This is a genomic window from Microcystis aeruginosa NIES-2549 (assembly GCF_000981785.2).
Taxonomy (GTDB): Bacteria; Cyanobacteriota; Cyanobacteriia; order Cyanobacteriales; family Microcystaceae; genus Microcystis; species Microcystis aeruginosa_C.
On record NZ_CP011304.1, the window covers coordinates 332,747 to 356,958 of the forward strand.

Annotated in this window: 17 protein-coding genes and 2 pseudogenes; 11 read left to right on the top strand and 8 right to left on the bottom strand. The window is 43.3% G+C overall.

Annotation, left to right across the window (positions count from 1 at the left end; genetic code table 11):
• The first annotated feature begins 2 nt into the window (after window positions 1-2).
• Window positions 3-641 (top strand): DUF1361 domain-containing protein, encoded by a 639-nt coding sequence (locus myaer_RS01680; RefSeq protein WP_046660697.1) that lies wholly within the window; start codon window positions 3-5, stop codon window positions 639-641.
• Between the two features lie 8 nt (window positions 642-649).
• Here myaer_RS01680 and myaer_RS01685 read toward each other — a convergent pair whose 3' ends face one another.
• From myaer_RS01685 to myaer_RS01695, 3 genes are all read right to left on the bottom strand, one after another.
• Window positions 650-1,114 carry a DNA phosphorothioation-associated protein 4 gene (locus myaer_RS01685; protein WP_002801872.1) on the bottom strand — a complete coding sequence of 155 codons (465 nt, stop codon included), beginning with the start codon at window positions 1,112-1,114 and terminating at the stop codon, window positions 650-652.
• Window positions 1,115-1,214: 100 nt separating this feature from the next.
• On the bottom strand, window positions 1,215-2,807 hold the full coding sequence (locus tag myaer_RS01690) for an ArnT family glycosyltransferase (RefSeq protein WP_046660698.1): 1,593 nt from the start codon (window positions 2,805-2,807) through the stop codon (window positions 1,215-1,217).
• A gap of 577 nt (window positions 2,808-3,384) precedes the next feature.
• Window positions 3,385-4,503, bottom strand: a complete 1,119-nt coding sequence (locus myaer_RS01695) for a peptidylprolyl isomerase (RefSeq protein ID WP_046660699.1) — start codon at window positions 4,501-4,503, stop codon at window positions 3,385-3,387.
• Between the two features lie 202 nt (window positions 4,504-4,705).
• On the opposite strand from myaer_RS01695, the pseudogene myaer_RS01700 reads away from it, so the two are divergent.
• From myaer_RS01700 to myaer_RS21830, 6 genes and pseudogenes are all read left to right on the top strand, one after another.
• Window positions 4,706-4,924 (top strand): annotated as a pseudogene (locus myaer_RS01700) (hypothetical protein); the annotation flags it as partial.
• Between the two features lie 271 nt (window positions 4,925-5,195).
• Window positions 5,196-8,258, top strand: a complete 3,063-nt coding sequence (locus myaer_RS01710; RefSeq protein WP_046660701.1) for an FkbM family methyltransferase — start codon at window positions 5,196-5,198, stop codon at window positions 8,256-8,258.
• A gap of 24 nt (window positions 8,259-8,282) precedes the next feature.
• Complete coding sequence (locus myaer_RS01715) at window positions 8,283-9,671, top strand: FkbM family methyltransferase (protein WP_046660702.1); 1,389 nt, start codon at window positions 8,283-8,285, stop codon at window positions 9,669-9,671.
• Between the two features lie 54 nt (window positions 9,672-9,725).
• The gene (locus myaer_RS01720) at window positions 9,726-11,225 is read left to right on the top strand and encodes a glycosyltransferase family 39 protein (protein ID WP_235614794.1); all 1,500 of its coding nucleotides are present in this window, start codon (window positions 9,726-9,728) and stop codon (window positions 11,223-11,225) included.
• 21 nt (window positions 11,226-11,246) lie between these two features.
• The gene (locus myaer_RS01725) at window positions 11,247-11,993 is read left to right on the top strand and encodes an FkbM family methyltransferase (RefSeq protein ID WP_046660704.1); all 747 of its coding nucleotides are present in this window, start codon (window positions 11,247-11,249) and stop codon (window positions 11,991-11,993) included.
• A 385-nt stretch (window positions 11,994-12,378) separates the two neighbouring features.
• Entirely contained in the window at window positions 12,379-14,919 is a 2,541-nt protein-coding gene (locus myaer_RS21830) for a beta strand repeat-containing protein (RefSeq protein WP_052734151.1), read from the top strand.
• Between the two features lie 236 nt (window positions 14,920-15,155).
• Here myaer_RS21830 and myaer_RS01735 read toward each other — a convergent pair whose 3' ends face one another.
• Window positions 15,156-15,419: a hypothetical protein gene (locus myaer_RS01735; protein ID WP_046660705.1), complete on the bottom strand. Its 264-nt coding sequence runs from the start codon at window positions 15,417-15,419 to the stop codon at window positions 15,156-15,158.
• Window positions 15,420-15,506: 87 nt separating this feature from the next.
• Window positions 15,507-15,806 carry a hypothetical protein gene (locus tag myaer_RS01740; RefSeq protein ID WP_046660706.1) on the bottom strand — a complete coding sequence of 100 codons (300 nt, stop codon included), beginning with the start codon at window positions 15,804-15,806 and terminating at the stop codon, window positions 15,507-15,509.
• A gap of 285 nt (window positions 15,807-16,091) precedes the next feature.
• Between myaer_RS01740 and myaer_RS01745 the strand changes: the two genes are divergently transcribed.
• The gene (locus myaer_RS01745) at window positions 16,092-17,603 is read left to right on the top strand and encodes a methyltransferase regulatory domain-containing protein (RefSeq protein ID WP_046660707.1); all 1,512 of its coding nucleotides are present in this window, start codon (window positions 16,092-16,094) and stop codon (window positions 17,601-17,603) included.
• A gap of 990 nt (window positions 17,604-18,593) precedes the next feature.
• Here the strand turns inward: myaer_RS01745 and myaer_RS01755 are convergent.
• Window positions 18,594-18,941 (bottom strand): annotated as a pseudogene (locus myaer_RS01755) (peptidylprolyl isomerase); the annotation flags it as partial.
• A gap of 287 nt (window positions 18,942-19,228) precedes the next feature.
• Here myaer_RS01755 and myaer_RS01765 point away from each other — a divergent pair.
• Window positions 19,229-20,389, top strand: a complete 1,161-nt coding sequence (locus myaer_RS01765) for a 2,3-diketo-5-methylthiopentyl-1-phosphate enolase (RefSeq protein WP_008200686.1) — start codon at window positions 19,229-19,231, stop codon at window positions 20,387-20,389.
• A gap of 55 nt (window positions 20,390-20,444) precedes the next feature.
• Here the strand turns inward: myaer_RS01765 and serS are convergent, their stop codons facing one another.
• Window positions 20,445-21,728 carry a serine--tRNA ligase gene (serS, locus tag myaer_RS01770; RefSeq protein ID WP_046660710.1) on the bottom strand — a complete coding sequence of 428 codons (1,284 nt, stop codon included), beginning with the start codon at window positions 21,726-21,728 and terminating at the stop codon, window positions 20,445-20,447.
• Between the two features lie 181 nt (window positions 21,729-21,909).
• Between serS and myaer_RS01775 the strand changes: the two genes are divergently transcribed.
• Entirely contained in the window at window positions 21,910-22,512 is a 603-nt protein-coding gene (locus myaer_RS01775) for a M23 family metallopeptidase (protein ID WP_046660711.1), read from the top strand.
• A gap of 110 nt (window positions 22,513-22,622) precedes the next feature.
• Entirely contained in the window at window positions 22,623-23,585 is a 963-nt protein-coding gene (locus myaer_RS01780; protein WP_046660712.1) for a glycosyltransferase family 9 protein, read from the top strand.
• 61 nt (window positions 23,586-23,646) lie between these two features.
• Here myaer_RS01780 and myaer_RS01785 read toward each other — a convergent pair whose 3' ends face one another.
• Window positions 23,647-24,156 carry a YceD family protein gene (locus myaer_RS01785; RefSeq protein WP_046660713.1) on the bottom strand — a complete coding sequence of 170 codons (510 nt, stop codon included), beginning with the start codon at window positions 24,154-24,156 and terminating at the stop codon, window positions 23,647-23,649.
• Window positions 24,157-24,212 lie beyond the last annotated feature (56 nt).

Sequence of the window (24,212 nt, forward strand, 5' to 3'; positions counted from 1 at the left end):
GAATGATTTTGGCAGATTTAACCATGATTTTAACTAGGGATTGGTGGCACAGTGCTTGGCAATTATTTAACCTTAGTACCGGGAGGATTGTCTGGAATTCTTTTCTGGCGTTTATCCCCTTTATCCTCAGCTTTTGGCTATTTCGGACCACCCTCGATCGTTCCCTAATCTGGTGGTTAATTCTCTTAGTTTTCCTGCTTTTTTTACCCAATGCTCCCTATATTCTCACCGATAGCATTCATTTAATCTCTTATATTCAGCAGGATTACGCCAAAAGTTTAATTTTTTTAGTTTTAATTCCCCAGTATAGTATCTTTATTTTTATTGGCTTTCAGCTATACGTTCTCTCCTTACTTAATTTAAAAAGTTATTGTCAGCAAAGTCAGCTAAATTCAGCAGTTTTACCCCTAGAAATAACTCTCCATTTTTTAAGTGCGATCGGTATCTATCTAGGGCGTTTTCTTCGACTGAATAGTTGGTATCTAGTCACTCAACCGCAGCAACTATTCTGGAGTTTGCAGAATTTACTGACTAAAAAACCTTTGATATTTATCTCTGTCTGTTTTTTAATTATTTGGCTACTATACGAGATCAATAAAAGGCTTTACAATCGATTTTTTGCTTCCTACGAGAATAACTAGAATTTATACTACAAAAATCTCCCTAAATCGAATTCGGTTGTGGCAGTAATTTCTCGAAAACGTTCTTGACTGATAATTAACAATAATCTTTCAGTATAATCCACCGCACCGCGCAATTCTCGTTCTAATCTTGCTAAACCGGCGTTGGCATATTCCTCGAAAATTGTCACTCGCAAAGCTTCCGAATCTACCCCGTGGGGAGAAAGAATTTTCGTGTCTTGGAATTCATTGACTGCCAATAATTTGATTAGGGTATCGTAGCCACGAGAAATAAAAATTTCCAGGTTAATAGGTGAGGGTTCCTTCGCTACATTTTCTATCGTCACCCTCTCTTGATATCTTACCCCTAAAGCCGCCGCAAAAGCGATGACATCAGCATAGGTTTGAAAGGGTCCAATTCCCTGATTAAAATTAACTAAGGACTGGACAAATTCCCCTTTATCTCTAGCAATACGCACTCGATGAATGGACATATTTATCAAGTAAAAAGTCAAAAAGGTTACAAAATTCGGGAGATAGGAATCAGGAGTATTTATGAACTAATTTTTCTATCCCCTACCCGCTATAACTGCTTTAAGGATAAGTTTTAATTAGTCCTTGAGCTTGGTAAACATGAAATTGTTCAATGGCGACACCACCGCGCTTGATGGGAATGACAGCTACTTTAGTTATATCTTGGAAATAGGGACGGTAGCGATCGATTATTTCTGGTCTTTCTAGGGAACTATTTGTAGTAATTAATAAACCATTTTTACCGATCCATTCTTGAGGATTAAACCAAATTTGATAACCCCTTTGATCGTTGTTAAAACAGGTGACGGGAATAGGAACTAGGGGATAAAGGGCCATATCTAGCCATGCTGTCACATAAAAACTATGGGTAAAAACGAAGCTAGAATCTTTTAATAGTGCTAATAATTCGGGCGAATTAGCAAAGCCTTGGCGCAGTTGATCGATATCGACAATTTCCCGAGAAGGGTCTTGTTCTGGGGCAATAATTCCCCCAAAGATTGCGTATTGACTAGGTTTTTGGAAAGTACCAAAAGTAACGTGAAGCATTGCTATAGATAAAACAGTAACGATAAAAATTCCCGATCCCCATAACCATCTTTTTACCCAGATTCGAGAAGATTGCTGCCAAGTAGCGGCCTTTTCTCCTAATAAAATCGTGCAGGACCAAAACCCGGGTAAAATCCAACTAGGGGCGAGATAATGGGAAGCACCCACATAAAGCATTCCCAGGATTAAAGGCAGAGAAACCGAGAGAATCAACCATTTTTTTAGGGATTCTTCTTCTCGATGAAAAAATCTTTTTTTCGAGAGAAAGCTAGGAATTTGTTCGCCAAAGCTTTTAAATGTCACCCACCACATCGGCAAACCAAAAGGAGGAAACATCGTGGCGATACTAATGCCAATAACCGAGAGAATACCGAGAATATTAAAGGTTTTGGGTTCTCCAGAAAAACGGTCTTCTAAATGAAAGCGGAAGGAAATCCAATCATGGTTAATATTCCAGTAGATAATCGGCAATAAAGTTATCAAAAAAAGAATAAATCCTAATCCCAACCAAGGGGATCTAAATACAGGCCAATAGCGGGGAGTAGTCAGACAAAATAAAACTAAACCAAAACCCAAAATAAAGCCGTGATATTTACTTAAAACCGCCAATCCTACGGCAAGTCCAATATAAGCGAGACGATAGCTAGGATGATAGTTTTTTTCCCGAATTGGCCAGAATTCTTGGGCAGCTAAATAGACTGTTAATGACCAAAAAAAGATTAAAGGACTATCTGGCTGCGAGAGAATCCCGAAGACAATCCCATAGATGGGGATGAGAGTTGCGATCGCTAAAGTCATTCTGGCGACCGGCAGACTGAACAATTTTAAAGCCGTCAGATATAGCAAGCAGAGGCTGCCAGTATAGAGAAGGAGAGTACCGAAGCGAATAGTAAATTGATTGACTAATCCCGTGATCCAAGTCCCAAAACCCGTGGAAATCGCTACTATTGGCGGATGATCGAAATAACTCCAATCCAGATTATGGCTGTAAACGTAATAATATGCCTCATCGTACCCCGGATAAAGCCCCAGGGCGATGATGATTCTAAACAGGAGTCCACCGATGAGCAGATAAACGGCAATGCGATCGCTAAGTATTTTCGTCAAAATTCTTACCTCATTTCATCGCTAAAACTGATGTTAGAGACGGGAGATTTTTGGGGTTGCCAGATTCGAGATTTGTGCATCTATGGCAAGGTTAGATTTAAATGTGATCTTTAGTTACTATATCACCAACTCTGTCATCTCTTAGACCTTGGCTATCAACCAATTCTCCCTAGGCGTTGCTGATTGGGGATATGAACGAGGATTAAGGGAAAGGGTAACTTAGATAAAAGTGATGTTAATTAAATAACTTTTGCCACCATCAAATCAATAATAATCAGGGCGATAAATTGCGGAATTAATAATCTTAAGTGGGTAGGTGTTAAAAGTTGTCAGGCACCCCCCTTATCAAGGGGGGATTAAGGGGGGATCAAGGGGGGATCAAGGGGGGATTAAGGGTAGGGTTGATTCATGAATCAACCCTACAAAGCACGACGTTTTGACAAATTTTCAGATATTTATTCCGATGAGAGAATGAAACGACCCTAGGAGTATCGGGGGAAGTACCCAGAATCCGAGCTGCTTCCCCTATCTCGACTAATCTCTGTGCCTTAACAAAACCCAGTTAAAAACCCCCAACCTAGCTAGGTTGGACGAGATTATTTAAGCCATAAACTACTTTAGCGGTGATAATCTTATCCTGATCGGTAAGTTCTTCTAACACCTCTTTTCCCTGGACTAAATAGCCAAAAACCGAATAACGACCATCCATGAGATTAAACCCCGGAGGAGTTAATTCATTATCGAATTTAAAGAAAAAGAATTGCGAGGAACCTCCGTTAGGATTAGTATCCGGACGCGCCAAGGCCAATGCACCAAAAGCGTTAAAAGGCAAGGCGAGACTGGGTAAGTAAATCCCTAATTCTTCGAGAGTGTTGCCATAAACTGGTTCTTCTTCCCCTTTAATCAAAATTTCTAAGGGAATAGAGCGATATTGTTTAGTTTTCGGGTCAATAAACCCCTCTTCTGCACCGACGGGATCCCCAGTTTGCACAACGAAATTATCTTCGCTGCGAATAAAGGGTAAACCGTCATAAAAACCCCGTTGGACTAAATCCACAAAGTTACCCCCATTAATCGGAGCGCTGTAACCATCCACAACGATGGTTAAATCTCCTTTGGTGGTCTGCATCTCTATGGTGGCACGTCCTCGCAATTGCGGCAAGTTAGCGTATTCCGGGGGAACGTTAAAGGGAAAACCCACCACCATTAATTCTTCTAAAGCGGTGATATTATTGAGCAATTCTCGTCTGGTTGACCAAACTGCCTCTTTATCCTTCGCTTCTACGGCCGTATCGAGGGCTGCCACTCCCGTTTTGAGTTTTTCGATTAATTCCTCTCCTTGGCTTTTACTTGCTTCGGGAACACTATCTAAGATAGCCTTGCTTTTGGTAGAAAGGGCATAATTGGCATCCTTGACATCTTTTTTAATCGGACTCCAACGCTTGGCCCGCAGATGTTTGGCAATATCTTCGATCGATTGTTGCACTTGACGAATTGGTTTATTATCTATGGGTAAGGCATTGCGTAAAATAGCGGTGGGATCCGTTACCGCATCACCCTGAGCAAGCACAGCTAAAGCAGGGGCAGTCCCCTTAACCGTGAACAGACTTAAGATTAAAAATAGTGCTAGGGCGATACTAGCACCGCTTTTTAAGAAAAATTTGCCCCATTCCCATAATCTTGTCTTTATTTTCATATTTTGGTCGGTTCCTCAATGGCCATACCTATCCAAAATACTTGTAGGCTTTTAGGGGAACCCTTGTCAATAGCTGAGAAAACCGAGTCAGGGATCGACAAGGATTATCTATCCCTAGACAGACCACCGGAGCGGTCAGAGGTGAAAATAGGTGTAAGATCAAAAAATTCTCCGATAACTGTTGCCCTATCCCCCGCGTGCCTACCTAGGGGCCTTAGAATCTTCTAGGGAAGGGATGAATCAATGGACGATAATCCAAGGGGTAGAAATGGGCAGACCCAGCACTATACAATTAAAGTTTCAGAAAAACAACCGGGCAATTACGGAAGTTTCTGTGGGTGGTGCATCAGTTCTAGTCTGCCAAGGCAAGATGATAATTGCCGATGGGGAAACAAAAAGCGATATAAAAAGGTCATTGTGAGAGTGGTGGCCGAAGTTGGTAAAAAGGAGATGAACAATGTTAAAACATTAAGACCTGCAAGGATCAATCTCGGTTTTGTGGGATGGATGACAATAAATTTGACAGGGTATATCGAAAAATATAAAATTTCTAGAGGGATAACCAAGAAAAAATACGGCAGTTATCTTAATGGCGAGGCAGTAAGCAAAACGAGGTTATGCTTGGTTTTTCTGAGAAAATCTGTCAGAGTCAATAGAATATCTATAGTTAGAGCCTATTAAAATTAATCATTATGCTCACCTCTTATCAGGAACTACAAAAAGAACTTAGTTTGTCGTTACAAGACTTAAATAGTTTTGCCGACAAATTCCAGGAAAGTTATGATATTATAGTGTCTGCAAACGAAATCAATGAGAATCATGGTGTCGGGGTTCTTTTAAAGAGAATTTTCCCTGATACCAGTGGGATAGTCTCCTTACGAACCACTAATCTCTACGGAGGGGAGCATCATTTTGGCGTTCAGAATTTTTGCCTAGATGTGCGCGGTTGTTCCTACGCAGAAATATTAGTAAAAATTCAAAAATTATTTGTTTATACAAAACCAAGAAGAGTTTTAGTAATCCCATATTTTACCGAGGATTTTTATGTAGGGGCGGCGATTAAATCTCTCTTTCAAGTCCCAGTTTGTACCTACTTGATGGATGATCAGAACGTCTATGTCAGGGCTGTGGCCGATGGCATTGTTAAGCAATTAATAGATAATAGTGATCTAGTTTTAGGTATTTCTAAGCCCCTGTGCCAAGCCTATAGTAAAAAATACGAAAGGAAAATTTGGTTTGTACCGCCTCTAGTAGAAAGTCATTTAATGCCACCAGAAATTACCGCCCCCGATTCTATGGCAAGAGGGATTTTGATCGGTAATATCTGGTCTCAGACTTGGCTAGAAAATCTCAGGCAATTATGTCGAGAATCCCAGATCAAATTAGATTGGTATGGCAATCCTAATCGTCAATGGTTGCAATTCCAAGAAGCAGAGTTAGAACAAGATGGTATCTTCTTTAAAGGTTACTGCAGCCAAGATGCTCTCATCTACTACTTACGTCAAGCACCTTTTGCAATCGTTCCCACCGCCAGTTCTGAAAACGAGCAAGATCGTCCCGAATTCGCCTGTTTGAGTTTGCCTTCCCGTATTCCCTTTATTACCGCCGTTGCTAATACTCCGATCATTATTGTTGGTCGTGAAGATAGTGCCGCCGCTCAGTTCGTCAAAGAATTCGACCTAGGAACTGTCTGTGATTATAAAGCTCAAAGCTTATTAACAGAAATAGAGAAACTGCGAATAGAAAGCAATCAACTGCGGCTCCGTTATTCCAGTCAAAAATTAGCCAAAAGCTTAAAAGCCGATCATTTTGATGATTGGCTCTGGAGATCGTTAGAACAGGGAAAACCCATCGATAATCGCTTTGAACAATTCGAGAAAAATAGCCTTAAGTGCAGTGTGATCGTCACCGCTAGTGAAGTCAATCAAAGTCACGGGACAGGAGCTTTGGTCAGAAGAATCTTTCCCGATGATAGCGAGATTATTTCCATCCGTTCCGATAATCACTATGGTGGTGAACAACAATTCGGGGTCTTAAGCTTCCACCTTGACCATAAGAAAATGTCGCGACCGGCGATATTTCAATCAATTCTCCAAACTCTCGGACACCATCAAGTCCAAAAAGTTTTTTGTGTCCCCTACTATGCCAGCGATATTCTGACATCGATCGCTATTAAGGAATTATTTAATGTTCCCCTTGCCACCTACATCATGGACGATCAGAATATCTGCGTTCAGGAGATATCTGATGCTTTGATGGGGGAGTTTTTAAGCAAATGTTCCGTTCGTTTTGCCACCCATCCCGAACTCCGCGACGCTTACGAGAATAAGTACGGCTACAAATTTTGGCTCCTACCGGCGATCGTTCCCCACCGTCTCATTAATAGTGAAGTTGCCGAAGTTTCTCCCCAACGCTGTCAAGAAAAATGGGGAGCTTTATTAGGGAGTATTTGGAGTCCCCAATGGTTCCAATCTCTTTTAGAGAGTATTCAAGGAGCAGGAATTAAACTAGATTGGTATGGCAATTCTAACTATTATTGGCTCAAAGAATCTGCCGCAGAATTAGAAAAATGGGGACTTTATAGCCAAGGACTTTATCCCGAAGAACAACTAGGACAACAACTACAAGCATATCCCTTTGTTATTGTTCCCACGGGGACCATGGACGAAAGAGATGATCGGACAGAATTGTCTCGCCTTAGTTTACCCGGCCGGATTATTTTTAACCTTGCCACCGCTAACACCCCGGTAATTCTTTTAGGCAGTAATAAAACCTCGGCGGCTAACTTTATTAATCGCTTTCAAATCGGGGTGGTTTGTGATTATACACCCGAAAGTTTGGCAGCAGCCGTGGACTACGTTCTTAACCCAGAAAATCAGCAAAGAATGCGAGAAAATGCCGTTAAAGTAGCGGCAAAATTCTCCGATCAAGATATTAACAATTGGGTGTGGCAGTCCCTAGAAAAAGAACAGGCGTCCGATGACAGATTTGAAGCGATTTTACCTCGATCGCCGATAGATGCCGTGCCTTTTATTGAGCCACCTGTCCCCAAAAAGATTTATAAAGATTATGTGCCAGTTTATCAAGTGATGCGTCGTCTGCAAGGCCAGGGTTATCAACCGGATTTCGTTATTGATGTCGGTGCCTCCCACGGCATCTGGTCTTTTACCGTTAGTCAATTATTCCCTGAAGCTCGTTATCTTCTCATCGATCCCTTGACTTCCCAATATGAGCAGTTCGCTAGAGATTATTTTATCGGCAATATCCCCGTGGCAGAATTGTTGGAAGTGGCGGTTTCCAATGAAGAAGGACGTTTAAATTTGCAAGTTTCTGCCGATTTTTACTGTAGTTCCCTGCTTAATCCCGCCGATTTGAGAGACTATCAGCCGTTGGAAGTGGTTGTCACTACTATTGATCGGATCGCCGCAGAGCAGCAGATTTCCGGGCGTGGCATTCTCAAAATAGATGTTCAATACGCCGAACATCTTGTCTTAGAAGGAGCGCAAGCATTTCTCCCCCAAGTAGATTTGATTATCGCCGAACTATCCGTGATCCGATACGATGAGAAATCTCTAGTTATTAGTGAAATGATTGATTGGTTAGACCGGTTGGGATTTCGCTATTATGACGAAACGGGAGAATGGCGATCGCCAATAGATGGAACTCTCTTGCAAAAGGAAATCGTCTTTATCCGTCAGGATCTATTAGTTCCCGAAACTAACCGAGAAATTAATCAATTTCCCTCTAAACCTTGATCCTCTATACCTAAAATATACCCCATGATGAAACAATTATTAGCCAAAAATAAAATAGTTCGGCGAGTTAAAGCAGTCAAAGATTTATTTTTAGAAAAACTTGATTTACTCAGTCATGTCCAACTTGAACAAATCCAAAAACTGGAAAAACTGGAGAAACTTAATCAGCTTGATCCCTTAGATTTTAAGGTTGAGCAACTCAATAACTCCACGGAGCAAATCCGACAAGAAAATGCAGAAACCAAGCGAAAGGCTGATTTATCACTGGAAAATCAAGCCTTTTTGCTCAAGTTTTCCGTCGATATAATTAAAAATATGCAAGTATTGACGGAAAAAATCCAGACAAATCACAGCCAATCTCAAAAACAGCACGAATCAACTCTGGACACTTTCCAAAAAATAGCCAGCGATGTGCGATTAGACTCCCAAAAAATAGCCAGCGATGTGCGACAAGACTCCCAAAAACATAGTGATTTAATTCTCGATTCTTTCCAGAGAATTTATGAAGCTTACCAACAGCAAAGCGATGCTATTTTTGGAACCGTACAGAAAATACAAGAAAATCTCCATCAAATCAGCGAAGATAACCGCCAAATCTTTGAAGATATTCACTCTCAAAAATATAAAGTCATTACCGATCAACAATATTTCCAAGATCTAGACATCGAATTAATGACTTATTTATATTCCTATCTTCCCCATCGTCTAGCATTAGATATTGGTGCTAATCGTGGCGATGTTTCTAGTCGTCTCCTACAAGCTGGTTATCAAGTTTATGCCTTTGAACCTTTTCCTCCCGTCATCGATAAGCTGAAAAATCGCCTCGGTGATCATCCTAACTTTCGGCTTTTTCCCTTTGCTCTCGGTTCCGAAAATCAAACCCAAGAACTGAATATAGCCACGGATGAAACCGCCGACAACACCTATCAAGATGCCAGCTTTTATAGCAGTCTAACCAAGCATTCTCTTTCCGAAGGTTTAGTATTTACCGATACTATTCCCGTCACCGTTAAAACCCTAGCCAGCCTCCACGATGGCGAGGAATTACCTAAAGATATTGGTTTAGTTAAAATTGACACAGAAGGCTTTGATTTAGAAGTAATCAAAGGTATGGGCAACTATCGTTATCCCGTGGTAGTTGCGGAATTTTGGGATAAAAATTTCCCCTTTGGTCGTTCGGGAGCGATGAATCAATTACCAGATTTAGTCAAGGCCATGAAAGAAAGAGATTATCATTGGCATCTAGTTATCTATCGTATTTGGGGAAGTTCCGACGTTAGTTATTACTGTAATTCTGCATATTCCCTCGATAATTCTTGGGGCAATGTTTTCTTTTTCAAAGATTATCAGGTCTTCCATCAAGCCTTACTTTGGTCTGCTTCTGTTATGCCAGCTACCTACTTTTCTGCTTAGAAAATTAGAAGTCAATTATTTTTCACAGAATAACTAACTAGGTGAGTAATGATTATGAAAAAAAATATATCCTTAAGCAGTGAAATTTTGATTCTCATCGGTTTGGGAATTGCTTTTTTGCTAGTAGGCATATTCTTTGGACCTAGATTACAACCCGTGTGGATAGATGAAGTAGCATTGACAGAACCAGCAGCCAATCTAGCTTTATACGACAGTTTTACCTCGGCTGCTTGGTGGCATCAAAATGCTCAAGAGTTCCATGTTGGCGTTTCTTTTCTTTATACATTTTTGCTGGCTTTATGGATAAAAGTTTTGGGATTTAGTATTGAAAAAGTTAGGCTTTTTAATTATGTGTTAATGCTTCTTAGCATCACTGTAATCTGGTTATTCATCAAGAACTTGCCTTTAATTAAGTTTTCTTGGCTAAGAATCATCCTAGTGGTTAGTTGTCTTTTGCCAGCAGGAATTACCTTTATTTATACATCGGGAAGGTACGACACTTCCTGCATTTTCTTATCAGCACTGGTTTTGGGAGCTTTTTTAATAAAAGATGCTAAAATCCGATGGCTTACTATGACAATTATTGGATTTTTCTTTCCCCTTTCCGGATTGTCAGCAGTGGCCTTTGCCATAATTTTTGGCGTTATCCTACTCCTTTTCAACTTTCAGCGATTTTTTCGGGAATTTGTCGCTCTAATTGGGGGATTTATTTTAGGAATGTTATTTCTTTATGCACTTTACTCAACCAATGGTGTTTGGGATGATTTTGTTGGTATGACTTTGGGTCAGATTGCTGACAATGCCAACCGCAACAGAAGTGTCATTGATATAATATTTTCCAAAGTGAGCAAACTTTTTGACCAGAAAGATTATGTGTGTCGTGGCTGCTCGGGAGATCTGTCTTTTCCCCCACTGTCAGTACTGCTGATGATCTTGATATTTTATGAACTATTGACCAAATCTTTCCAGTGGCGTTCTCCTTCCTTTTTTGCTTTGATCACCGTTATTACCATACCAACTACTATGTGTTTTCTGGGGAAATATCCACTTTATTATAGTTGGATGTCGATGTTTCCCTTGATAATTTGTATTTGCTGGAGTTTTAATAACATTTTAGAAAAAAATACTGGCAAAATTCAGACGACAATTATTAGTATAGCTTTTTTGGTTTTATTGTTTTATGCCAACTTACTAGGACTACCTTACCGAGCGCAAATTACCTTACAACAATGGGAAAATAATGACTATACTAAAGTACAAAACTTTCTTGACAACAAAATCAATCATGAGGAGCATATTTATGCTGATTTTCAAGCATTCTACGCCCTCAAGTCTCGGGGTAAACGAGTTTATTTCCCCCTTTATAATGGGCAGATGACACCAGAGGATAGGGATAATCTTTCATTAATTGTCATTGATCCTAGGGCCAGTGCTAGAGCGCCCTGGAATCCCGGATTAGCAGAAATTGTTGGCGACTCACTCCCCCAGTGGTACGATACAGGAGAACAGTTAGATACAGGCACTTATGGGATGAAATTGTACCGAAAAAGATAAACCCGAAGTAATTCCAAGGATATGAACTCTGAAAAACTGCAATTAAGGTCTGATTATCAAAAAATGCTTGATGACTTAGATCCTCAAGTCCTCCAGTTGGATCGACAGGTATTTAAACGGCTACAAAACCTAGGTTACACCCCAAGGGTGATCTTTGATGTGGGTGCCTCTAATAGTGGCTGGTCCTACTATATCAAACAGGTGCTGCAGGAAGCTGAATTTTATCTCTTTGAACCTCTTATCGAATACAGCAGCGACTATCGGGAATTAATCTCAGAAATTCTGCGAGTCTATCCCTCCTTTCATCTGTATAAATACGCCCTAGGTGAAACCTGCGGCGAGGTGACGATGAATGTTTCCACGGACGTGGTGAGCAGTAGCCTCTTGCAAACCGGTGATGAGAGTCAGCCCACCACCCCCATCTCGGTGCAAATGTTAACAATTGATGACGCAATTGCCCGACTTGGTTTACCCCATCCCCAAGTGATCAAAATTGATACCCAAGGCTCGGAGTTGTCTATACTTAAAGGAGCCGTCAAAACCCTAGCTAAAGTCGATGTTCTCTTTCTCGAATGCTGGCTCTATCGGGGCTATGGCCAAAAAACTCCCCTCTTAACCGAAATCGCCGATTGGTTATTATCCTTTAATTTTCGGCTTTGGGATGTGGCCGATGCCTATCGCGATCAAGGGGGAGTGCTAACCACATTAGATTGTATTTTTGTAAATACTCAAGCCAGTATTACCCCGATTTGGTACTATGAGAACTAGAGTGGCTTGACTTTCCTAACCCTTCTAGTCTTTGCCGTGCCAGGGAAAAGAAGAACAGTCTATTTTCTTCCCAGATATCCGATAGACCAAGTACCAAGTTGGAGAGCAAGGGACAGGATTAAACAGTCCTTAGATCACTATCTCGGTCAGGGAAAATTAAGCCATAGTTAAGAGGGCTTTTCCTAACCCCAGTTTTTCCTGCGGGAAAAACTTAGGGTCAAGCCTCCATTCAGACTATCCAAGGAATAACTTTTTTATGTCCACCGGATTTCTACTTGCCCAAACCAGAAAAATTTGTTATACTTTTATCCGAGTAGCCGTTAGGGTCCCCCGACCTCTGGACGGACTCAAATTATCATAACCGTGAGGAGTTGAGATTAAAAACATGGCAATCAGTACAGAAGTATACGCTTCGTTAAATATTCTTTATGCTTCCCAAGCTCCGTCAGCCTCTGACATTAGCTTGTGGCAGACTGACCCTAGCTTGACATCCCTGACTTGGGAAGAAACGGTTCTTGTTTTCGCCAATTCGGCCGCAGCCCAACAAACCTATCCCCTCTTGGCTGCCCCCGGAGCCGCCACCGATGCCACCAGACGGCAGTACGTTCTAGAGGTTTTTAACAATGCCTACGGCCTAGAAGAAGCCGATTTAAATGTCGACGAGATTAACTACTGGGTTGAATGGCTCAGTCTCACCAATCCCGATGGTACGCCCGCCGACAGCGATGGCAACGGCATCCCCAATATTTTAGATTTTCCCATCGTCCTTAACCAGTACCAGCCCGCTGCCATCCAACAGGCCCTGCTCAACCGGGCAGAAGTAGCCCTCGATTTCGCTGCCCAGTTCCAACTGGAAGGTATTTCTAACTTTACCGAGGAAGACTACAACACCTCTTGGAGCATCCTTGAAACCGTGACCGCAGAAGAGGCTAGTGTTACTGCGGCTAAGGCCGCTAACCTAGTGGCCGCCGCCGAAGCTGGTGGGGCTGGCAATAGCGAAGCCTTGACCGCTGGTCAGGACGATTTCACCGCTAACCTTTTCCTCGCCGCCCCCGTCAACAACTTCGGGCAGGTCAACCAAACCCTGAACAGTGGTGATAAACTAACCGGTTCCGGCACTAACCCCACTTTAACCGTCCTCTGGACTGGTGGTGCTGAAAGCGTCCTACCCATCTTCACCGATGTGGAGACCCTTAACGTTACTAACACGGGTCCTGTCGGTAATCTTTTGACCATTCTGGGAGCCAGTGTCACTGGTCTCAAGAATGTCAATGTTGCTGATAGTGTTTCTAGTATTGTTGGCGGTTTTATTTTCAGTAGCGATTTCTCATTGACCAACACTCAAACCGCAGTGGAAACGGTTTCTCTGAGCCGCACTAATGCTGATACCATCATCACCATCGCCAATGCCGCTCTTGCCGGTGACGAAGATGCGGTGACACTCACCTTGAATCAAGCTGGTACCGTCGCTGATAATGCTCAACTAACTCTTAATCCAGTATCTGGCACCGATGGCTACGAGCAACTAGCGATCGCGACCGAAGGGTTGGCCAGCACCGTTGATCTGACTGCCGTCGGTATTGAGGAAGTAACCATCACTGGGGATCAAGACCTAACCCTCACCAATGCCCTGGCCAACACCGCTACCAAGCTAGATGCCTCCGAGTTTGAGGGTGATTTATCCGTGATATCTGGTACCGGAACCATTGACTTTACAGGTGGTCTCGGTGATGATACTTTCACGGTCAACGGCTTTACCAGTGCGGATATCGTCGATGGTGGTGAAGGGACTAACACCCTAGAAGTGACCGCCGCTAATGCCGAAGGGATTACGGCCGAGAATGACAATATTACCAACATCCAAACCTTAGCCTTAATCAGTCCTGGTACTGCTGGCGCTACCCTACGGGCTGACCTTATCGGTGATGAAATCACTACGGTGGAGCTAGGAGGGGGGACTTTTGGTGCTTATACTATTCGCTTCAACGCGGGCAATAACACCTTAACCACTTTAGGCAACACTGGTGCTTTAGACGTTCAAGCGGAAGGCACTGCCACTACCGATGCCCTCACCCTGAATATCGATGGAGCAGAGGCAAACAATCTCACTTTGACCTCTTTGACGTTAAACAACGTCGATCGACCGAGCGAGCAACTTACCATCAACTCCACCGATGCTCCCGCTGGCCACACAATTGGGGCTGTCACCCTGCCTGATACCAACGGCGTAAATAACGCGATTACCATCACTGGTAACTCCACTTTGACTATTGGTGGTGCAGTGACGGCGGACGAAATCGACGCTTCTGGCATGACCGATGGTGCGGCACTGGTGATGAATGGCAATTCTGCCATTGCCATCTCCATCACTGGTTCGGAAGGCGATGACCGATTAGTTGGTAGTATTTTGCGAGACAGTATTAGCGGTGGGGGTGGTAATAATAATATTACTGGTGGTCTCGGTACAGACCAACTCACCGGTGGCGGCGGTATCGACACATTTGTCCAGGGGACTGCTGACAGTGCGGCTCGATCTGCGATTAGTGGTGCGGCGGCAGATACCTTTACTGCCAATGGAACTATTACCTTTGCACCAGTTGGTACCTCTGCTGTCCCCAACGTCGATATCATCCGAGGATTCGTGGGCGGTGCTAATGGTGACATACTGGACTTGAATTTTGCCGCGGCAGCAGTTACGGGTATTGGCGTAGCGAATAACAATCTGGCGGCTAACACCAACTACTTCTTGTCTGGTAACTTTACCCTTGGCACGGGCGTATTTACTATTACCTCCGATGGCGGTGGTGCCGACACCTTGATCATTCAAGGTAATGGTGGTGCTAACTTCTTTGGGGGCGCTAACGCTTCCTCGATCGTGTTACTTGGCCTTAACAGTAACAACTTAGTGGCTGCTAACATCATCTAGGTCTGAAGTGATTGACTTTAGATCTTGAATAGAACCCAATCCCTTTATCGGGATTGGGTTTTTAGTTTTTTCTAGTTCCAGGGTTCTACCTTTGCGTCCTGTGGGTAACGCACAGAAAACGGGTTTCTCCGAGAAACCCGTTTTCTACCTTTGCCCCTACTTTTTCAGCTTTTCTGGGGGAAGTAGTAGGGTTAATTCATGAATTAACCCTACCTTTGATAAGGGGGGTGATAGCTTCAATTTCCTCGCGACTTTTCTGGGGGAAATCGCTTTAAGAGTTGCTGCTTGGAATACTGTAGGAGTAAAGGGGTAAATTCTTCCGGGGACAATTGTAAAATCCGGCTGATAATAGCTTGCAGTGGTGGGTCTAACTCACCGAAGCGGACTCGGAGCAGGTTTTCCACCACCAGACGTTCCCCCTCTTGCAGACCCCGTTCTTCTCCTTCGGCCAGTGCCTCTTGATAGACTCTCGTTTGTTTTAAATCACTTAGTCCAAACATAGCTTCAATTTCCTCGCGACTTTTCTGGGGGAAGTAGTAGGGTTAATTCATGAATTAACCCTACCCTTGATAAGGGGGGTGATAGCTTCAATTTCCTTGCGACTTTTCTGGGGGAAATCGCTTTAAGAGTTCCTGCTTGGAACACTGTAGGAGTAAAGGAGTAAATTCTTCTGGGGACAATTGTAAAATCCGGCTGATAATAGCTTGCAGTGGTGGGTCTAACTCACCAAAGCGGACTCGGAGCAGGTTTTCCACCACCAGACGTTCCCCCTCTTGCAGACCCCGTTCTAAACCCCGTTCTAGACCCCGTTCTAGACCCCGTTCTTCTCCTTCGGCCAGTGCCTCTTGATAGACTCTCGTTTGTTTTAAATCACTTAGTCCAAACATAGCTTCAATTTCCTCGCGACTTTTCTGGGGGAAGTAGTAGGGTTAATTCATGAATTAACCCTACCGGCTCTTCTAGGTTCTGTGTGATAAGTTTAACTTACAATATGATCGATCTTTGTGTCCTCTGTGTCTGGAGTGGTTCCCTCCACTCCCTCGCCAGCAGGACTGTATCTCAGAATACATTTTACCCACCAAATCCAAAAGAGCCAATCTAGGGGACATGGCTCTTTTCCTGTATAATCAAGTCTTAATTTTATGACTTGCCATTATATTTGAGGAAAATCTATGAATTGGACAGAGGGATATGTATTGGAAGTTAACTACACTAGCGGCTTTTACGGCGAGTTAAGTCCCCTAAAATTAGGTTTAGCCACTCTGATTAAATCCATTCAACCCCCCGATTCTAGCCAAGAATTTACCTATTGTGAATTGGCCTGTGGTCAGGGTTTTACCACGAATATTTTAGCGGCAACCTATCCCCACGCCCAATTTTATGCCAATGATTTCAATCCTAGTCATATCGCCACGGCTAGAGATTTAGCGGCCAAGGCGGGGATGAAGAATATTCTTTTCTTTGATGATAGTTTTGAGGAATTTTTAGAGCGAGATTTACCTCAATTTGACTTCATCAGTCTGCACGGAATTTATAGCTGGATTAGTGCCATAAATCGCCAAGCAATAGTTAATTTTATTCGCCGCAATCTCAAGGTGGGGGGATTAGTTTATATCTCCTATAATGCCCTTCCGGGTTGGTCAGCAGCGATGCCGATGCAGGCTTTAATGTTGCGTCATGGTCAACACAGTTCCGAACCAATTTTAACCCGCATTGAACAGGCTCTTAATTTTACAGGAGAATTATTAGAAGCTAATGCTAGTTATTTTGCCCAAAATCCAATTTTAAAAAGTCGTTACGAGCGCCTAAAGGAACAAAATCGTTATTATTTAGCTCACGAGTATTTCAATCAGGAATGGAATTCTTTTTACTTCGATGAAGTGGCGAAAGAATTAGAGGATGCTAAACTTAAATATGTGGGTTCTGCCCATATTAATGACCATATTGATACAGTCAATCTCTCCCCAGTTGCCCAAGAAAAATTAGCCAAAATCAGCGACCCAATCTATCGGGAAGTGGTGCGAGATTTCTTTCTTAATAGCCAATTCCGTCGTGATATTTTTAGTCGAGGCTCCTTAGGTTTAACCCTCCAAGAACAGGTTAAACAACTAGAAGAAACTCGGTTTGCCATGATTGTTAATCCCGCAATTATCAAGTTCGAGCATCAGTTTCCCGTGGGAGAAGTTAAGTTACAGGAGACAGTTTATCAGCCAATTTGTGAAGTTTTGGCGGAATCTCCCCAAACTTTACTGCAACTAAAAAATCACCCCAAAACCTCAAATATTAACTTAAATGGTCTTTCCCAAGCTCTGATGATTTTAACTGGTATTGGCTATATTCATCCTGCTGTGGATGAGCAAACTTGCCAACAACGGAAACCATCTACTGATGCTTTTAATAATGCAGTGAAAGCGAAAGCAGTCTATAGTGAGGAATTAAGCTTTTTAGCTTCTCCTTTGATTGGGACTGGAGTAGTGGTCAATCGTTTAGAACAATTATTCCTCTTGGCTAAATCCTATAACCAAGATGCAGTACAATTTGTTTGGCAAAATTTGGCAAGTCAAGGCAAAAAAGTGGTTAAAGATGGGAAACCTTTGGAAACAGAGGAGGAAAATATTACGGTTCTTCCGAACTTACACTGTGGAAAATTCCCCAAGCTCCCTCTCTGTCCAGCAATGCTCTAAAGTTGATAAATATCAATCTAACAAAAACTCAAAGCCCTATTATACAAGCTTTACAAGTATGAGTTGTTGATAGTTTGACATGACAGGTTCGGTAGAGCCAATATTACTCATCTGAAAACAGTGTACGAGGAGTTTAGTCAAGGACGTTTACTAACATTGCAAAAACTGGGTATTGAGTAAATACTAAGTAAGTAATCTCATTGTAATCGGCTACTTAGATAGGTGGTGCGTTACGACGGATTGTTACTTTCAAGTCAAAGCAGTAATTTTTGCCGTTACGTTTTACTACTTAGTGGTGCGTTACGACGGTTTGTTACTTTCAAGTCAAAGCAGTAATTTTTGCCGTTACGTTTTACTACTTAGTGGTGCGTTACGACGGTTTGTTACTTTCAAGTCAAAGCAGTAATTTTTGCCGTTACGTTTTACTACTTAGTGGTGCGTTACGACGGTTTGTTACTTTCAAGTCAAAGCAGTAATTTTTGCCGTTACGTTTTACTACTTAGTGGTGCGTTACGACGGTTTGTTACTTTCAAGTCAAAGCAGTAATTTTTGCCGTTACGTTTTACTACTTAGTGGTGCGTTACGACGGATTGTTACTTTCAAGTCAAAGCAGTAATTTTTGCCGTTACGTTTTACTACTTAGTGGTGCGTTACGACGGTTTGTTACTTTCAAGTCAAAGCAGTAATTTTTGCCGTCTAACTACGTTTTACTACTTAGTTGATGATAGGTGGTGCGTTACGACGGATTGTTACTTTCAAGTCAAAGCAGTAATTTTTGCCGTCTAACGCACCCTACGTTTTGCTACTCTAAGCTGAAAAGGTCATGGACAGAGTAACATCTACTAACTGCCTTGTCTTCACTAGCGGGGAATATTTGCCTCGACAATTGCCACTTTCTGGGGTATCGGGGGAAGTCCCCACAATCTGAGCTGCTTCCCCTATCTTGACTAATCTCTGTGCCTTAACAAAACCTAGTTAAAAACCCCCACCCTAGCTAGGTTGGACGAGATTATTTAAGCCATAAACCACTTTAGCGGTGATAATCTTATCCTGATCGGTAAGTTCTTCTAACACCTCTTTTCCCTGGACTAAATAGCCAACAACCGAATAACGACCATCCATGAGATTAAACCCCGGAGGAGTTAATTCATTGGGAATAGAGCGATATTGCTTAGTTTTCGGGTCAATAAACCCCTCTTCTGCACCGACGGGATCCCCAGTTTGCACAAAGAAATTATCTTCGCTGCGAATGAAGGGTAAACCGTCATAAAAACCCCGTTGGACTAAATCCACAAAGTTACCCCCATTAATCGGAGCGCTGTAACCATCCACAACGATACCTATCTAAAATACTTGTAGGCTTTTAGGGGAACCCTTGTCAATAGGTGAGAAAACCGATCAAAGCCATTATCAGTTATCAGTTATCAGTTATCAGTTATCAGTTATCAGATGTGAGTTATCAGTTCACCCATTACTGTTTACTGAAAAAAGGCTCCCCAATTCCCCAATTCCCCACTTCCCCAATTCCCCACCTCCCCACTTCCCCACCTCCCCAATTCCCCATCTCCCCAATTCATAATTTATAATTTATAATTCCCACTCCCTTTTTCACCTTTTGACTTCTTATGACTATTATCGTCGATTATCGCTTTCCGCCCGCTATTAATGCCGAAAAACAGGCAAAAACGATCGCTATCGGTCAAACCGCCGGCACTTGGAGCGAGCGCCACAGTCATCGTCAAGAGCAGCTGCAACAACACCTAGCGGAAGTGGTGGGGATCAGGGAGGAAGCCGACGGTTATAAGGTGGCTAGGGTGCGTTTTCCCCAGATAAACGTTGAAAATGACATCGCCAGTCTTTTAACCATGATTTTCGGCAAATATTCCATGGCTGGAGCAGGAAAAGTGGTGGGGGTGTATCTCCCCGAAAGCTACGGCACAAAAGCCAAGCTGGGAATCACAGGAATTAGGCAACGTTTGGGGGTTTATGATCGACCTCTAGTCATGGCAATTTTTAAACCCGCTTTAGGACTATCGGCCCAAGATCACGCCGATATCCTGCGAGAAGTGGCTTTTGCTGGCTTAGACGTGATTAAAGATGATGAAATCATGGCGGATCTTCCCGTGGCTCCCACCCACGAGCGCCTAGATTGTTGTCGCCGAGTTTTGGAGGAAGTGCGGCAGCAAACCGGTAGAAATGTTCTCTATGCGGTCAATGTCACTGGAAAAGCGGACGAATTGCAGAGAAAAGCCCGTTTATTAGTGAAACATGGGGCTAATGCCCTATTATTAAACGTTCTTACCTACGGTTTTTCCGTTTTAGAAGCTTTAGCCAGTGATCCGGCGATCGATGTTCCTATTTTCGCCCATCCTGCCTTTGCCGGAGCGATGTGTGCCGGTAGCGATACGGGATTAGCCTATTCTGTGGTTTTGGGGACGATGATGGCCCACGCAGGAGCCGATGCGGTGCTATATCCCGCCGCCTACGGTAGTTTACCCTTCGATCCGCAGGAGGAGGGCAAAATTCGCGATATTTTGCGCGATAGAAACGTTTTTCCGGTTCCCTCGGCCGGCATTCGTCCAGGTATTGTTCCCCAGGTCCTTGGGGATTACGGACGTAATGTTATCCTCAATGCGGGAACTGGAATTATGGACCACCCATCGGGACCGGCCAGTGGTGTGAGGGCTTTTTTTGAAGCTTTAGCCAGAATAGAAGCGGGTGAGTCCTTTGATCCGGCCAATTTGCCAGAAGGAGCCTTAAAACAGGCAATTCTAGAGTGGGGTTAAGCGCAACTTTTTCAAATGCACTATAGACACATTTTGTCAAGCATTTTTAGAAAATTTAACAAATAACTTCCCGTTTTAGATAGGGTTGCAGCACTTCCGGCACTTTTACTGTCCCGTCCGGCTGTTGATAATTTTCTAGGACAGCGGCCATAGTACGACCGATCGCTAATCCCGAACCGTTGAGGGTGTGGACAAAATTAGTGCCTTTTTGTCCTTTTTCTTTAAAGCGAATATTTGCCCGTCGTGCCTGAAAGTCTCTAAAATTAGAACAACTGGAAATTTCCCGATAGGTATTAGCCGAAGGTAGCCACACTTCTAAGTCATAACATTTGGCTGCCGAAAAACCCAAGTCACCGCTACACAATTCAATCACCCGATAGGGCAACTGTAAAGCTTGCAGGATTGCCTCCGCATTAGCGACTAAACTTTCGTGTTCCCCAGCAGAAGCGTCAGGATGGACGATTTTGACCATTTCCACCTTATTAAATTGATGCAAACGGATCAAGCCCCTCGTATCTTTGCCATAGCTGCCCGCTTCTCGACGAAAACAAGGGGTATAGGCACAGTGTTTGATCGGTAATTGCTCCGATGAGAGGATTTCATCGCGATAAAGGTTAGTTACGGGTACTTCTGCCGTTGGTGCTAACCAAAGCTCATCATCTCGACATTTAAAGCTTTCTTCCGCAAATTTCGGCAGTTGTCCCGTCCCGCGCAGGGAGTCACTATTAATCAAAATTGGCGGTAAAACTTCTGTATAACCGGCGACAATATGGCGATCGAGCATAAAATTAATTAAAGCTCTTTCTAGGGCTGCCCCGAGGGCGATAAGATTAACAAAACGACTCTGGGCGATCTTTACTGCCCGTTCAAAGTCTAAAATGCCCAATTTTTCCCCAATTTCCCAGTGAGGCAAAATATTCGGGTTGGTGGGTTTATATTCCTCTCCCCAGCGTCTGACTTCGACATTTTCCCGTTCATCCTTACCGATGGGAGTGGTTTCACTGGGTAAATTGGGTAAATCTAAGATTTTTTGGTCAATGGCCGCTTTAATGGCTTTTTCCTGCGGTTCTAATTGAGCTAGTTTACTTTTAATCTCGTTTCCTTCTGTTTTCATTGCCAAAATTTCGGGACTGTTGACATCGCTGCCACTTTTCACTTTTTGTCCCACCAGTTTACCGATTTCGTTACCCCGGGCCTGTAAACTGCTGCGTTCTAACTCTAAAGCCTTTTGTTGTTGATTTAACTGGAGAATAGGGGCAATATCATAACTACCTCCCCGACTATCTAAGCGTTTCTGCACTTCCTCTGGATTTTCTCTAATTTGCTTTAGGTCTAACATGGTACGAGTCAGTAAAAAGTAAAAATTAAGTGGGGGAGTCGGAGAATCGGCAGCCCGAGGGGAAATGTTGTCAACCGCTAACCAAAGGTCAATAATAACTCAAAACTTAACTAAAATATCGGTTAAAAGCCGCCGGTAAAATTAGCGGTATATTTAATTGTGGTGTCTGGAGTTAAGTCTCATGCTAAAGTATCTGCCTGTTAAATTACTGCGTTTTTTAGCGATTAGCTGTCTTGTAACGTTAATTTCTCTAGGATTTGACCGTTTACACCCCGTTAAAGCTAATCCCACCCTCATAGCTCAAAATGCTTGGGCCGGGGCCTCCTTCCCCGTGGAAAACTTCCAAACCTACACCTCTGGTTTCGGTTATCGTTTCTCTCCCATGGATGGCAGTCAACAATTTCATGCCGGTTTAGATATGGCCGCACCCTTAGGCAGTTATATTCGCAATTGGTGGACCGGCAGAATCGTCGAATTATCCGATAATACAGGCTGTGGCACCATGATTAAGATGCAATCGGGTCAATGGACGCATATTTATTGTCATCTCATGGGTTCGGTTCAATCCGATAGCCGCGGTACTTTTTTGATTGACAGGTCAGGAGGAATCGTCCTTACTCTCGGTCAGGATATACCAGCAGGGGCCCGCATGGCTAGAGTGGGAATGACCGGACGCACCACCGGACCACACCTGCACTGGGGACTGATGTACGGCAATCAATACGTTGACCCCGCTTTGGTTTTAAATGCTATGTACGGATCTAATCCTTCCGGTAATACTTAAGAGAATCTGCGATCGCATTCTGTTGAGAAAAAACATCGCTGCCCGGATTTAGTGAATAACGAGGGACACTGCTAAAATTAAGCTGATCGATTCAGGTATATCCAGATAAAATGCGAATATTAACCCTTGTACCGGGAGGAATTAGCAATCAACTGCTGTTTTTTCCCACTCTAGAAACCCTCCGGCAAACTTACCCCCAAAGCAGCATTGATGTTTTGGTCGAACCTAGGGCAAAGGCTGCCTATCGTCTCTGTCCCCAGGTTAAGGAAGTGCTTTTATTTGACTATCGAGATCAGTACGGATTAGCGGATTATTTAAATATTTTGGGAGTAATTCGGGACCGGGAGTACGAAATCGCCATTAGTCTCACCAATCGTCCTGCTATCAATCTTTTACTCTGGTTAAATGGTGTTCCCAACCGTATAGGCTATGAAAATAATGGCAGCTGGTTCTTATCGGAACAAGTACCCCGGCCAACGGAAGGCTATCTAGCGGATAATTATCACGCACTGGTCAAAGGGTTAAAGATTGCCCCACCCTGTCCACCTTTAAAACTAACCTTGAATCGCGATGATATCGATTGGGCCGAAATGGAGCAGCAACGCCTCAACATCAAGGATAGCGGCTATATTCTCCTCTACGCCGGCGGTAGCGATCTGAGCATCAGCCAAGGACTGGAAACGCTTTATCCCCTGGAGAGTTGGCTAGAAATTATCCAAGGCATTCGCCATCAACAACCGGATTTACCAATTGTCGCGATCCAGGGAGAATTGGATGAAGCTTGGGTTTTAGCACTCAAAGCCATGGATAATAACTTAAAAGTGTCCAGAACGGCCGATATCGGTAAAATGGCCGCTATGATCGCCGGGGCTAATTTATTGTTAGCTACCGAAAGTGTCCCTTTACAGTTAGCCGTGGCCGTGGGAACCTATACCCTATCTCTGCTGGTTCCTTCGTTGTCTAAGAGAGTTTTACCGAGCGGGGGAGAGCTGCATCGATATATTGAGGCTAATACGGGAAAAGTCGCCGATATTACTCCCGAAACTGTCCTGAAAAAGATTTGGGGCAGGTAAATAATCGGGTTTCGATCGCTTTTCTTGTGGCTCGAAACCCGAAAAAAATCGGCATCAAGGCTCAATTTTGCGATTGAGATAACTGACTTTTCAAGGATTCTAGGGAGGCCCAACGACCATCGATGGCAGTATTTTCCGGAAGCAGAAAATCGGGTGGTTGACAATTGGCTCCGCAGAGTTGACGGGGGGGCAAAGTTAGACACAACTGCTCGTATAACCACATTTGCGGGTCAAAATCCCCGTTAGGATCGAGGGTTTCCGAGAGGTCTTCGTAGGCTATTTCTCGCTCTAGAGGATAGGAGCTATCGTAGTCTTTATTTTTGTCTAGCCAGATTAATTCGGAAGTGTTTAATTGCAGACGATGATTATATTGTTGTAAACAGCGATCGCAGGTTAAGGTGACGATGGTTTCTGCTTTCACCGATACTTCCAAAAAATTGCCCCCATGTCTAACCAGCAAGGTCCCCCGCACCGGTGTCAAGGTTTCTAGACCAGGGATAAAATTATCGATGATGATCACTCTTTGTCGATCAGGAGATTTGAGGAGGTGGGGGATAAAAATAGTTTCCATAGATAACTCCTGTATCATTTATCGGTTATCAACTGCGTTAGCGAGTAACGCCATCA